Here is a 12664-nt window from a genome sequence, read left to right on the forward strand (position 1 = left end):
GAATGAAATGGATAAATTCGTAGACAAAATTGCCGCGTTAGGTGTACCGGGTCTTGTATTAGTAGTAGCAATGGCAGTAACCGGATGGACAGGTGCAGCAGCAATCACGACTGCTTTGGCCATGCTGGGTGGGCCATTCGGAATGTTGGGTGGAATTACCGTCTTGGGAATCCTGGGCTTGATCTCAAAGGGATTAGCAGAGTTTGGATTTGAAACAATCTTTAAAGGAGTTGTCGAAAAATTGAAAAAAAAAGGCAAGTCTCAAGCTGATATTGAGACAGAAATTGATTCTTATCCAATTTCAAACACGCTGAAATTAAAGATTAAAGATTATCTAAATAAACTAGCATAGTATAGTTAAATCCTCGTTCCCTGGCTCCAGCCTGGGAATGCTCATCTAGAGGCTCTGCCTCCCGTGAATTTCTTTATACTAAACTAGGCATTTTTAACCCTAAAACCCACTATGCCTCAGCTAGATATCATTCATAATGCTGTAAAAAACGCACTGATTAAAGACGGTTGGACAATTACTGATGATCCCTATATTATTCAGTACCAGAGTACAAAGCTTTATGCAGACTTGGGCGCAGAAAGACCCATTGCTGCTGAACGGGGTTCTGATAAAATTGTGGTGTAGGGGCGAAGCATTCGCGTAGAAATCTGTTGTCTAAACCGGGATATTTTGGCGCGAATGCTTCGCCCTTACAAGTTTTGTCGGGGCGTCAAAATTTCAGAATTTAAAAGAGGCACTCGGTCAGTATGATATTTATCTTTATCTTTTAGAGGAAATTAAAGCCGATCGCAAACTATATGTTGCCATTGGCAATCTTATTTACAAAAACTTTTTTCAACAAGATGTCATACAACTCATTATCAAGAAACATCAACTGCCAATGATTATTGTAGATACAGAAAAAGAGGAAATTGTACAATGGATAAATTAACAGAATATCCCAAAATAATTCAGCAAATTTTGAATGAGTATGTTGAACTGTGCGTGAAGCGAAGCTATCGCGTCAGCGAATCGCCGTCCCAATCCTAACTTAGAAACATTTTTGGTGATAGATGAACAAAAGCAGCACTATATCTGGATGAATCTTGGTTGGAACAACGGCGATTCGCTGACGCGATAGCTTCGCTTCACGCACTGCTGGTATGACTGTTTATGTAAGAATTCGCGACGGGAAATTTTGGATTGAAGAAGACTGGACAGAAGATGGTATTGCCAATGATTTAGTCCGTGCAGGGGTGCCGAAAGAAGATATCGTCCTGGCATTTCACGAACCAAAAATGCGTCAATATACAGATTTTGCCTTAGCTTGATAATGATAGAAAAAATTCACCTAACAATCCAAACCAACCCAAAAACACGGTTTCTCGCCAAGGAGAAAATGATATGACGACTAATTTTAGACAAGAGAATTTTATTGAACAGAAGGTGACTTACACTTTAGAATTTGATGGGAAATTCTTTATTATAGAAAACGTTCCAGCAAGAGTTTGCCAAGAAACAGGGGAATCTTTCTTTTCTCCTGAAACCGTAGAACGCATTCAAGAAATTATTTGGCAAAATAAATCACCAAAACGAGTAATAAAAACACCAGTTTACTAATTTCAGTGGCTCGATCAGCCTAAAACGCCAGATGTTATAATTTATATTCATATAAATTTATTAGAGGTAAAATATGCCAAATCTGACCTTCTACGAGCAATTTCTCAATATTTCATAACATAATCGTTTCCCAAACGTAGGGGCGAAGCATTCGGGCAAAGAATTTATCGGATCAAACCCCAAAATTTTTTACCCGAATGCTTCGCCCTGACAGCCGATTCAGGGCGAAGCATTCCGGGATTAGGGTTAATATTTTTACCCATAAATTATCTGCCGAAATGCTTCGCCCCTACAATGCTTCTTCAGGGCGAAGCATTCCGGGATTAGGGTTAATATTTTTACCCATAAATTATCTGCCGGAATGCTTCGCCCCTACAATGCTTCTTCAGGGCGAAGCATTCCGGGATTAGGGTTAATATTTTTACCCATAAATTATCTGCCGGAATGCTTCGCCCCTACAATGATTCTTCAGGGCGAAGCATTCCGGCACTAGGGTTAATATTTTTACCCATAAATTATCTGCCGGAATGCTTCGCCCCTACCGCACCGATCGCGCTTCGTCAGGGCGAAGCATTCCGGGATTAGGGTTACTATTTTTACCCATAAATTATCTGCCGGAATGCTTCGCCCCTACCGCACCGATCGCGCTTCGTCCTGATTCCTTAACATGATTAACCTTAAATAAAGGTTACAATAAATACCCTAATTGGCGGGTACTCTGTATAATAGTCAAGATAGTGGTCAAGATTGTCCTCTCGTCCGGTCATCATCCTTATTAGAGATTAAAACATACATTGATTTACTTAACGATTGACATAACTTAGTCCTTTGTCCTTAGTCCAATGACATCAGACTAAAGACCACAAAGAAATGCTTTCAGAGAAACACCCAGAAACCGGGTTTCTTTTCGGGATACAAAGTTAACTTTTTGGTAGCGTCAAAGAAACCCGGTTTCTCATACTTAGGTAGCGTCAAAGCAACCCGGTTTCTCGCTTTTTTTCTAGAACCTTGCATTAATCTTGCATTCATTATTTGAGAGAGAGAACTATGGGAAAACCAACCGGCTTTATCGAATATCTCCGTGAAGTAGCAGCAGAAGTTTCCCCGGGCGATCGCGTCGGTAACTGGGATGAATTCCACCTGCATATGCCGGAGGAAAAACTCCGCACCCAAGCGGCCCGGTGTATGGACTGCGGCACACCTTTTTGCCATACGGGCACCACGATCAAAGGGATGGCTAGTGGTTGCCCAATCAATAACTTAATTCCTGAGTGGAATGACCTAATTTATCGGGGACTTTGGCAGGAAGCCCTCGATCGCCTCCACAAAACCAACAATTTCCCCGAATTCACTGGTCGGGTTTGCCCTGCCCCCTGCGAGGGTTCCTGCGTTTTAGGCATCACCAACCCCCCGGTGACAATTAAAAATATCGAATATTCGATTATCGAGAAAGGTTGGGAAGAAGACTGGGTAAAACCGGAACCCCCTGCCATGCGGACGGGTAAAAAAGTGGCGGTGATTGGTTCTGGGCCTGCTGGTTTGGCCGCAGCAGCACAATTAAATAAAGCCGGACATTGGGTGACAGTGTATGAACGGGCCGATCGCCCTGGTGGTTTGCTCATGTACGGCATTCCTAACATGAAATTGGACAAAGAAAAAATTGTGCTACGACGCCTGAAAGTCTTAGAAGCCGAAGGGGTCAAATTTGTCTGTAACACGGAAATCGTAGGGGCGAAGCATTTGCGCCAAAATATTTCGGATTCGACAACGAATATTTACGCAAATGCTTCGCCCTTACCCGCAGAAAACCTGCTGAAAGAATTTGATGCGGTAATTCTGGCAACCGGCGCCACTAAACCCCGCGACCTGCCCATTGAAGGCCGCGATCTGAAAGGAATTCACTTTGCGATGGAATTCCTCAGCGCCAATACTCAGGCAATTTTGGATCAAAACCAGAATGGGAACGGTAATGGTAATGGTAAAGTGGCCGGAGAAACCCGGTTTCTTGAAGAAACCGGGGTTCTTAACCCTGTGAAATATCCTTATATTTCTGCGGAAGGTAAGGATGTGGTGATTATTGGCGGTGGTGATACTGGGACTGACTGTGTGGGCACCTCGATCCGGCATGGTTGTAATAGTGTGGTGCAAGTGGAAATTTTGCCGAAACCACCCCTAGAACGGGCGGCGGATAATCCGTGGCCCGAATGGCCGAAAGTTTATAAGATGGACTACGGTCAAGAAGAAGCAGCGGCTAAGTTTGGGTCTGATCCTCGCGTTTATTTAAACACCGCTACGAAGTTCGAGGGGGATGAAAACGGCCATGTGAAAGCGGTGCATACGGTACAAGTGGAATGGGAAAAAGACGCCCAAGGTCGGTTTATTCCTAAGCAGATACCGGGGACAGAACGAGTTATCCCCACCCAATTGGTATTGCTGGCAATGGGTTTCCTCGGTCCAGAACAACCTTTATTAGACGCTTTGGGATGCGATCGCGATGCCCGGAGTAATGTGAAAGCGGAATATGGCAAGTACGCCACCAGTATTCCTGGGGTGTTTGCTGCCGGTGACTGCCGTCGCGGTCAAAGTTTGGTAGTTTGGGCGATTAATGAAGGTCGCGGAGTTGCCCGTGAGTGCGATCGCTTTTTAATGGGTAGCACTGACTTACCCGCTTAAAATTCCAGTAGGGGCGCCTTTCCGTAGCGGCGATCGCCCCAGGAAACTGGGTTTCTGTCACAAGAGAGAGGAGAGAGGTGAATCGTAAAAATGCTCTCCTCTCTCTTCTCTTTTCTATGCATCTCTCTTTAATAGATTAAAATAGATTAAACCTAAGTAGAGAAAGTAAAAATGAGCCTTAATATTGATGTGAAAGAAGCCAATATAAACCTAGAAACAATGTTGCAACAAGTCCGCCAAGGAGAAGAAACCATTATCACCGAAAATGGCGTAGGCGTTGCCCGATTAGTCCCCTGTACCTCACCGCCAGACTACCGCAAAACTTTGGCAGAAATTAAACAGATTTTAATCGCACAAAAGCAGATTATTCAGGAAAAATACCATGTAAGTGAGTTAGGGATATTTGGGTCTTATGTTCGCGGGGAAGATACCGAAGACAGCGATGTGGAAATCTTGATAGATTATGATGAAGCACCCACGCTGATAGAACTAATTGAATTAGAAGACTATCTGAGTGATCTTTTAGACCTCAAGGTCGATGTAGTGACAAAAAATAGCTTAAAGCCGCCAACCAAAGAACGAATTTTGTTAGAGGCGGTTACTGTATGACTTCGCGTTCTTTATTAGATTTTCTTCAGGATATTTTCGAGGCAATTCAGTCGATTGAAAAATTTATAGCTGGTCTTGATTTTGCAGAATTTGCCGAAGATGAAAAAACTATTTATGCGGTGTCTAAAGCCATTGAAATTATCGGCGAAGCGGTAAAAAATATCCCTGAATCCTTCAGAAACCAGTATCCAGAGATACCTTGGAAAGCAGTAGCCGGAATGCGAGATAAATTAGTCCATGACTATTGGGGGACAGATGTCGCAGTTTTATGGAAAACCACACAGAAAAGTCTTCCTATTCTTAAGCAGGTGATTAGCAAGATGATAGCTGACTTGAATAGTGAAGCAAATAGCTTTTGGTAGGGTGTGTTAGGCGGTTATAAAATTGGGATTTTGACCAAGATTTACCAATCCGCCGTAACGCACCATTTATATTACAAATATAAAGGTGCGTTACGTCGGGAAAGGAAATTGTTAATTGGATCCATAAATTTTTCCCCGACTAACGCATCCTACCAATTCTACTAGGTTGAAAGACGGAAACTGAGTTGCTGCAATTGGCAAAAATATATCAGATATGATATATCTGACCACATGGACAAAACTGATAAACCGTTAATTTGGCTGCATGGGGAAGTAAAGACTCCTCCTTTTAGCCCGGAGGCACGAATAGAGGCTGGTGTATTGCTTAGACTTTTGCAACAGGGTGAAAACCTAGAATTACCGCACTCAAGACCAATGCCAAGTATCGGGCGAAGTTGCCATGAATTGCGAATTCCAGACACAGACAAAAGCTGGCGAATTATTTATCGGATTGATCAGGATGCAATTGTGATTCTTGAGGTTTTTAATAAAACCACCCGATCGACCCCAAAAAATGTAATCGACATCTGCAAGAAACGACTCAGTAAATACGACAAGGATACCCAGGGTTAAAGTTATGGAAAAATCTAAAAGACAACATTTAGAAAAAAAAGGTTGGAAAGTTGGCACCGTTTCAGAATTTCTAGACTTGACGCCGGAAGAAACTGCGCTCGTTGAGATTAAACTTGCTCTTAGCCGCTACTTGAAAGAACGACGGCAACAAGCGATGACTCAAACAGAATTAGCAGAAAAATTGCACTCCAGTCAACCGCGAATTGCCAACGCTGAAAATGGTGATGCTTCAGTTTCTATTGAACTGCTGATTCGAGCAATTTTAGCGACAGGTGCAACCCCTCAAGAAATTGGACAAGCGATCGCACAGGTGGGCTAAGTTATCAGGCTAGGGTAAACCAGGGATTCAGCCGGTCTGGGTTTCTTTATATAATCTCTGCCACCCCACCAAAATCTTCATAGAAACCCGGTTTCTTATTCGGTTGAATTTATTTGTTGGTAGGGTGTGTTAGGCGGTGATAAAATTGGGATTTTGACCAAGATTTACAAGTCCGCCGTAACGCACCATTTATATTACAAATATAAAGGTGCGTTACGTCGGGAAAGGAAATTGTTGATTAGATACAGGAATTTTGCCCCGACTAACGCACCCTACTAAATCTTTTCTCTTTTCTCTTTCCTCCTTTTCTCTTTTCTCTCTCCTCTTTCCTCTTTTCACCGGGCTAAATCGAAAACCTGTGATGGTGCCTCAATTAATAACCCGGATTTTTCCCGCAAAAACGGGCGACGAGTCAGAATAAAATAAACTTTATCCGGGAGATATCTGGGTAAATACAATAAATTTGTCCCAAGGGGTTGATTTTGAGGATCGATTCTATCTAATCCATCAATAGCAATCGTCAACCGTTCATTCGGTGAGAGTAAATCGCTGATTTTTTGCAGCAATAACGGCATAACAAAACTTTCCTCAATGGCGTTTTCTGTCCATAAACGTCGCATCAATTCACTGCCAACAATAGCGGTAAATTCTTCAGGGTTATTTTTGCCTTCAAGTTCGGCACTGTAATAGATAACTTGGGGATTTTCGCTGACATATTTGGCAAGAATAGCACTTTTGCCGCTACCCGGTGGGCCGACTATAGTAAAATAACCTTTTTTCTTACGTTCCAGAAAGTTGTTAATCGCGGAAAAGACCAATTCGCCGCCGACAAAATTAGCGCTTTTTTCTCTAATGATTTGCCGAAATTCTGGCGGATATGCTTTAAGATGGTTAATATTAGGGATTTCTGATGTTGAATTCATGGTATTTTAGTTATATCTGTAGGGGCGAACATTACCGCATAAGAAACCGGGTTTCTGTGAAAATCTATGCTTTATACCGAGAAATTGATGAAGAAACCCGGTTTCTGAAAAACCGAAATTTCATCCCGGAATGCTTCGCCCTAATTCCAGAAGAAACCGGGTTTCTGTGAAAATCTATGCTTTATACCGAGAAATTGATGAAGAAACCCGGTTTCTGAAAAACCCGAAATTTCATCCCGGAATGCTTCGCCCTAATTCCAGAAGAAACCGGGTTTCTGTGAAAATCTATGCTTTATACCGAGAAATTGATGAAGAAACCCGGTTTCTGAAAAACCGAAATTTCATCCCGGAATGCTTCGCCCTGATCCCATTGGTATATCTGTAGGGGCGCAAGCATTCCGGCAAATAATTTATGGGTAAAAAACCGAAATTTTATCCCGGAATGCTTCGCCCTACGGTGGTTCAGTAATCAGAAAACCGCTGTAACTGCCGGTAAGGGCGAAGCATTCGGATATAAATATTTACTGTGAAAACCCAGAATTAACTGCCCGGTAAGCGAAGCCATGCCCGAAGGGCTATATGCTTCGCCCCTACATACAGACAGCCTGCCCCCGTGAAGACGGGGGCAGGGAAAGGAAATTGTTGATTTTCTCCAGAAATTTTGCCCCGACTAACGCACCCTACCAAACTAATTGCCGGGTACTATTGACCCATTTTTTAATAATTGATAATGATAGACAAAGTAACCTGAGTTCCTGAAGATTGAACCGATCCCTGACCTCCTGTGCTCCACCGTTCTTCCGGTTTTAAATAAATAGGAGGTTTATTTAAACCTACTAATCCTACTTGGATTGGCTTGTCGGTCATATTTTTAAATGTAGCGCGTAGTCCGGGAGGAACACACTGAGGTTCAATTTCTACTCCCCATAGTGTTGTTGAACTATCACTACATTTAACTCTAACTTCCTTAATTAACTGTCTGGAAGAGTAACTGTTCAGTGATAACGGAAGTTTATAAGGTAGGAAGCGCTCAATAAAATCAAAATAATCAAGAGCAGACGTTTGTATTCCTTCTGGTCGATTTTTCCAGTTATCTCGCAAATGCCAGGGAATGCTGGCTCTGTATGTCTGGCTTTGATCGGGGAGTAGTAAATCTGAACGAGAACCTGGGATGGGAAAACTTACTTCAACTGCGTTCTGAGAGTAATTGGTGGCTTTAATTAGAGAAATACCACCTTTTGAAGACGAATAACATGAAACTTCTATGATGACATCTAGTTCTTGATATTTCCGCTTGCCTGGATTACCAGGACTACAATCTAAGTCAATTGTCCTAGATGCAAATGGTGTGGTTTTAGTTCGAGAAGGATACTCCTCAGTAATTTCATTGACGGAGAAAGAAGCATAATACAATTCATTTTTAGTATTTTCATGTTCTAGATATTTACCAAATACGAATATTTTACTTACGGCAACACTTTTCTCAAAAACATTCAAAACATTTGCTGCTTTTTTTCCTGCATTTTCTAAAGTTTTTTCCCAGGCTTCGCCTTCAAATTTGATTAATTGAGAAAATAGCTCGGTAAAAATTTGTTCATTACTTATACCAAATATTTGAGCAATTATAATTAAATTATCGGCTTTAGCTAAACATTGTGTAAGCTGGGCAAAAGCAGATAATCCTTGTGGCTTTTCCTTGGAAATTTCTTTATTGAGTTCCGGGAGACAATCGGCAGCTATGGGAGATAAATTAATAGATCGATCGTTAATTTTTTGTGGTGTCATTGATTCATTTTCATCACCTGTAATGAAAGCAAGGACATCAGTTAGAAAAAAAAGTATATTGATTTGAAAAGCTTCTAACCCTTTTTGAGAATCGCTTCTTTTTAAAGCAGATCCTCCTGAGATCAATACATCATAATTACCTGGTTGCCATGTTTTGCCAGGTTTGGGTATTAAATCTATCTCTACTTGATTTCCCCCAGATAATGTTTTGATGGTGTTACCATCCCAAGTTCCTAAGTTAGCCGGATAAATAATTTCATCCACAACAGCATCCGTACTTCTATTTGTGGCATTTTGTGGAAGAACTATAACTTGCTGTGCAATGAGAGGAGTTCCTACAATTTTGATGCCACTAGAATCTACTTTTAATTCCAAACCATGCCAAAGCGGCCAATTTGTACCAGGAAATAAGCCATCATTAGTAAATTGACTCACCATTGAATATTCAAGCCACTTTGATTCTATTTGTGCATTGGCAACCGGAATTAATGCTTCTATAACGGGTTTAAAACTTAAATTTGAAAAAACTTTAAAAAATGAATTATTAAAAGATTGTTTGTGAGGATTTTCGTATATTTTAGGTTTGCCGACTTCTGCACTTCCTACTTTATCGGTCATAAATTTTTTGAATGCTTCAGCGCGATCGATACTTGTGAAAGAACCAACTTGAATTGACTCTTTTCCTGTTTCTTCTCTAATGAGTTGGTAAGCATCTTCACAAAAATTTAAGTTGATTTTTTTCAGGTTTGTTTCACTGTAATCAACAAACACCGGATAAAAGGACACTGGAAAATCTTTTGGATCCTTTGGGAAATTATCGCCACAAGATTTTTTTGGAAAACTTTCCTGGGCGAATGGGTTAGAATCTACATTATTTGGTGAAGTGGATGGACTTAAGGCTAAGGGTGATCCAGATGATTCACTGTTATTGTTATCATTTACAATGATAAGTTTTTGATTTTCTGCCACTCGTAAAGCAATTTTAGTAGATAAATCAATAATATTATCATCAAATAATGATAAAGAATTAGCAACGGCATCTACTAATTTCGAAAAATCGGGATCTTTTTCTATTTCAGTAAAAATAATTTTCTTGGCTTCAAAAGATAGTCCTAAAAATAAAGGATTCATAAAAACTAAAGAACGCGCCGTTGATTTAAAGCTTAAATCCGGTTGCTCGTTGATTTCTGGGCCAACAAAATCTATGAGTTTAATTTGGTTGTCAAATGTAGCTACGACTATTTCAGTAGATTTTGAGGGTTGTTCGCTATTTAAATTATTAAATTTTACTTTGGTTGTTTTAGCTGCTTTTTTGGGAACGCCAGCAAAGGTAATAATTTTACCTTTTTTTAAGCTGGGTTGACCGGCTGGCAAGCTAGACACTTTAACTGATACTGCATCTCTATCTAGCACCAAGCTACAAGCTGATAAGAAAAATAGGATTAAAACTATAAATATACTAGATTTAGTGAGGCAAATATTGATCGCTTTATTCGTTGGCAACATAATGACAGTCCTTAATTTTTCAAGAAACCAAAATTTTTGTTATCAGTCGATAGACCAATATAAATAAATTTTTATCAACATATAATTGATGTTAATTAACTAGATTTTCCATGTGTTATTGGTTTATGGTTTAACTTTGTTGTTAATTATGTTTTTCTCAAACACGAATTACGATCATTTATATGTTTGAGAAGTATGATTATTCGCGAATAACTTCTAGACTTAGAGTTTAATCGCAAATATTGCGTAAGCCACGTCAAATGAATTTACTTTTGTATTATGAGGTTATGTCGGGGATACTAAAATTTTGACTTATAAAAATAATAAGTTAATCTAATAAATCCTGTCAATCGGAAATGTGGCGGATTTTTTCCGACAACCGGATCGGAAATGTCGGAAATGTCGGCCAGGAAAGTGGATCCTATAGTACGGGGGGTTTATTCCCAGGCAAGATTTATCTGTAAAAATGAGGAAATGTCGGAAATGTCGGAAAAATCGGATATAATAGCCAAAACCGTTATCCTCATTGACCTATGGAAATTACGGAAGTGTTGAAGTTGGCAGATGATCTAGTTTTTACTCAGACGGGAAAGCATCTGGACTATCTGCAAGAAACGATACTGCAAGGCACTTTGAATGGTCAGACTTATTCGGAAATTGCGGAAGGGACTTATGCGGGTGAAGGTCATGTGAGAGATCGGGGGGCAGAACTTTGGAATATTCTCTCGAAAGGGTTGGGGAAAGAGGTTAGTAAGGCAAATTTTAAAGCGATATTAGAGAAAGTAAATTTTTGTACTTATTCAGCTATTCTAAGTGATAATGCAACAGTTACTAACTTAAATATTTGTTCAGAACATCATCAGCGATCATCGCCCACAAATTTCCCAAAACCCCAGGCAACTGAAAATGAACCGCATCTAGACTTAGATACAGCCCCAGAAATTTTCAACTTTTACGGCAGAACCATAGAACTCGCGAAGCTGGAAGAGTGGATTATTAAAGAACGTTCTCGTTTGGTGGCACTTTTCGGATTTGGTGGCATTGGTAAAACAACTTTGGCGCTACGTTTGGTTGAGCAAATTAAACCTCAGTTTGAATATGTCATCTATCGCAATCTGCATTTTTATGCTAATTTGAATGATATCCTGGTCAATTTGCTGACTATTTTTTCCCCGAATAGTCAGATGTGCGATCGCCCCGAAATGCAACTTTCACAACTGATTAAATATTTGCGTCAGTATCGCTGTTTGATTGTCATCGATGATTGGCAAATCCTGTTCCATAAGGGAAAAGTGGCCGGTGAAGATTGGTCGGTTTATGAACATTATCGGCTATTTTTCAAGACGATCGCGGATGTCACCCATCAAAGTTGTATCGTGGCGATCGCCAATGAAAAACCCTTGGCGATCGACTGTTGGGAAAAACAAAATTCTCCGGTGCGATCGCTGGTGTTGTCAGGTTTAGGTGAAGCCGCCAAAGAAATATTACAAGCGCACAATTTATCTGATCCAGATAAGTGGGAAAAGTTAATTGATCTGTATCACGGAAATCCGCTGTGGCTAGAGTTAACCGCTACTGAAATCCGAGAATTATTTGCTGGTCGAGTAGCGGAATTTTTAGCCTATCAAACTCCAATTTTATGGGAACCGTTGCAGGTGCAGTTAGACCAACAGTTGCAAAATTTGACCTTAACCGAACAGTCGGTGATGTGCAAACTCGCTATGACCACAGACCCGATAAATTTGCCAGAACTATTAAAGCTGACAAAATTATCCCCTGCGGATTTGTTGACTGCGGTTAAATCCCTAGGTAGGCGCTTTTTTGTGGAAATTAAATCAGGAGACGAAACAACAGAATTTATCCTGAATCCGGTGTTGAGAGAATATGTGAAAGATCGGCAATGAGATAGAATAGAAACCCGGTTTTTTCGCTAATAACACGGGCGTTACGCCCATCTCCTCAGCTTTTAGTAGGGTGTGTTAGGCGGTGACAAAATTGAGAGTTTTACCAAAATTTACAAGTCCGCCGTAACGCACCTTTCTGTTTTTCAATGGTGCGTTACGGCGGATCGGGTAATTGTTAATTGGAACCCTAAATTTTTATCCGCCTAACGCACCCTACCAAATTGCTGATGGTGGGTTACTGCCACCCCACCGCCCCAGGGACAAGAAACCGGGTTTCTTGGGTCAACCTTTGCCACCCCACCGGCCCCTACATAGAAACCCGGTTTCTAACCTCTCCAGGCTTCCCACCGCCCCAGGGACAAGAAACCGGGTAACTTCCACGAAACCCGGTTTCTGCC

General features: G+C 40.9%; 18 protein-coding genes. 16 read left to right on the forward strand and 2 right to left on the reverse strand.

Translation table 11 applies throughout. From position 1 onward, the window contains the following. The first annotated feature begins 7 nt into the window (after window positions 1–7). The 13 genes from ABWT76_RS25485 to ABWT76_RS25545 all read left to right on the forward strand — a co-directional run bounded on the left by ABWT76_RS25485 (window position 8) and on the right by ABWT76_RS25545 (window position 6148). On the forward strand, window positions 8–352 hold the full coding sequence (locus ABWT76_RS25485; protein WP_354635142.1) for a hypothetical protein: 345 nt from the start codon (window positions 8–10) through the stop codon (window positions 350–352). 111 nt (window positions 353–463) lie between these two features. After that, window positions 464–637 (forward strand): element excision factor XisH family protein, encoded by a 174-nt coding sequence (locus ABWT76_RS25490; protein ID WP_082348736.1) that lies wholly within the window; start codon window positions 464–466, stop codon window positions 635–637. A gap of 127 nt (window positions 638–764) precedes the next feature. Continuing rightward, on the forward strand, window positions 765–944 hold the full coding sequence (locus tag ABWT76_RS25495) for an element excision factor XisH family protein (protein WP_197285217.1): 180 nt from the start codon (window positions 765–767) through the stop codon (window positions 942–944). Then, the gene (locus tag ABWT76_RS25500; protein ID WP_231636594.1) at window positions 932–1042 is read left to right on the forward strand and encodes a XisI protein; all 111 of its coding nucleotides are present in this window, start codon (window positions 932–934) and stop codon (window positions 1040–1042) included. The genes ABWT76_RS25495 and ABWT76_RS25500 overlap by 13 nt, the downstream gene beginning before the upstream one ends. Before the next feature lie 16 nt (window positions 1043–1058). Continuing rightward, window positions 1059–1133, forward strand: coding sequence for a hypothetical protein (locus tag ABWT76_RS25505; protein ID WP_255353148.1), 75 nt, complete (start codon window positions 1059–1061; stop codon window positions 1131–1133). 22 nt (window positions 1134–1155) lie between these two features. Beyond that, window positions 1156–1323, forward strand: a complete 168-nt coding sequence (locus ABWT76_RS25510) for an element excision factor XisI family protein (protein WP_197285211.1) — start codon at window positions 1156–1158, stop codon at window positions 1321–1323. A gap of 73 nt (window positions 1324–1396) precedes the next feature. Beyond that, entirely contained in the window at window positions 1397–1612 is a 216-nt protein-coding gene (locus tag ABWT76_RS25515; RefSeq protein ID WP_354635143.1) for a YgiT-type zinc finger protein, read from the forward strand. A 527-nt stretch (window positions 1613–2139) separates the two neighbouring features. Further along, window positions 2140–2283, forward strand: coding sequence for a hypothetical protein (locus ABWT76_RS25520; protein ID WP_354635144.1), 144 nt, complete (start codon window positions 2140–2142; stop codon window positions 2281–2283). Between the two features lie 376 nt (window positions 2284–2659). Continuing rightward, window positions 2660–4285 (forward strand): glutamate synthase small subunit, encoded by a 1626-nt coding sequence (gene gltD / locus ABWT76_RS25525; protein WP_354635145.1) that lies wholly within the window; start codon window positions 2660–2662, stop codon window positions 4283–4285. A gap of 171 nt (window positions 4286–4456) precedes the next feature. Beyond that, entirely contained in the window at window positions 4457–4894 is a 438-nt protein-coding gene (locus ABWT76_RS25530; RefSeq protein ID WP_072160641.1) for a type II toxin-antitoxin system prevent-host-death family antitoxin, read from the forward strand. Further along, window positions 4891–5256, forward strand: a complete 366-nt coding sequence (locus tag ABWT76_RS25535) for a DUF86 domain-containing protein (RefSeq protein WP_054464819.1) — start codon at window positions 4891–4893, stop codon at window positions 5254–5256. The genes ABWT76_RS25530 and ABWT76_RS25535 overlap by 4 nt, the downstream gene beginning before the upstream one ends. Window positions 5257–5487: 231 nt before the next feature. Beyond that, on the forward strand, window positions 5488–5829 hold the full coding sequence (locus tag ABWT76_RS25540) for a type II toxin-antitoxin system RelE/ParE family toxin (RefSeq protein ID WP_054464820.1): 342 nt from the start codon (window positions 5488–5490) through the stop codon (window positions 5827–5829). 4 nt (window positions 5830–5833) lie between these two features. Continuing rightward, window positions 5834–6148 carry a helix-turn-helix transcriptional regulator gene (locus tag ABWT76_RS25545; RefSeq protein WP_054464821.1) on the forward strand — a complete coding sequence of 105 codons (315 nt, stop codon included), beginning with the start codon at window positions 5834–5836 and terminating at the stop codon, window positions 6146–6148. Between the two features lie 335 nt (window positions 6149–6483). Here the strand turns inward: ABWT76_RS25545 and ABWT76_RS25550 are convergent, their stop codons facing one another. Continuing rightward, on the reverse strand, window positions 6484–7071 hold the full coding sequence (locus ABWT76_RS25550; RefSeq protein WP_354635146.1) for an ATP-binding protein: 588 nt from the start codon (window positions 7069–7071) through the stop codon (window positions 6484–6486). Between ABWT76_RS25550 and ABWT76_RS25555 the strand changes: the two genes are divergently transcribed. Together ABWT76_RS25555 and ABWT76_RS25560 are read left to right on the forward strand one after the other, a co-directional pair. Next, window positions 7059–7241, forward strand: a complete 183-nt coding sequence (locus tag ABWT76_RS25555) for a hypothetical protein (protein WP_354635147.1) — start codon at window positions 7059–7061, stop codon at window positions 7239–7241. The two genes, ABWT76_RS25550 and ABWT76_RS25555, sit on opposite strands and share 13 nt — an antisense overlap. After that, the gene (locus tag ABWT76_RS25560; RefSeq protein ID WP_354635148.1) at window positions 7238–7456 is read left to right on the forward strand and encodes a hypothetical protein; all 219 of its coding nucleotides are present in this window, start codon (window positions 7238–7240) and stop codon (window positions 7454–7456) included. Before ABWT76_RS25555 ends, ABWT76_RS25560 begins: the two co-directional genes overlap by 4 nt. Before the next feature lie 332 nt (window positions 7457–7788). Here the strand turns inward: ABWT76_RS25560 and ABWT76_RS25565 are convergent, their stop codons facing one another. Continuing rightward, window positions 7789–10362, reverse strand: coding sequence for a hypothetical protein (locus tag ABWT76_RS25565; protein ID WP_354635149.1), 2574 nt, complete (start codon window positions 10360–10362; stop codon window positions 7789–7791). Between the two features lie 533 nt (window positions 10363–10895). Here ABWT76_RS25565 and ABWT76_RS25570 point away from each other — a divergent pair. Continuing rightward, the gene (locus ABWT76_RS25570) at window positions 10896–12266 is read left to right on the forward strand and encodes an AAA family ATPase (RefSeq protein ID WP_354635150.1); all 1371 of its coding nucleotides are present in this window, start codon (window positions 10896–10898) and stop codon (window positions 12264–12266) included. Window positions 12267–12664: the final 398 nt, after the last annotated feature.

Source organism: Planktothricoides raciborskii GIHE-MW2 (assembly GCF_040564635.1).
GTDB classification, from domain to species: Bacteria; Cyanobacteriota; Cyanobacteriia; order Cyanobacteriales; family Laspinemataceae; genus Planktothricoides; species Planktothricoides raciborskii.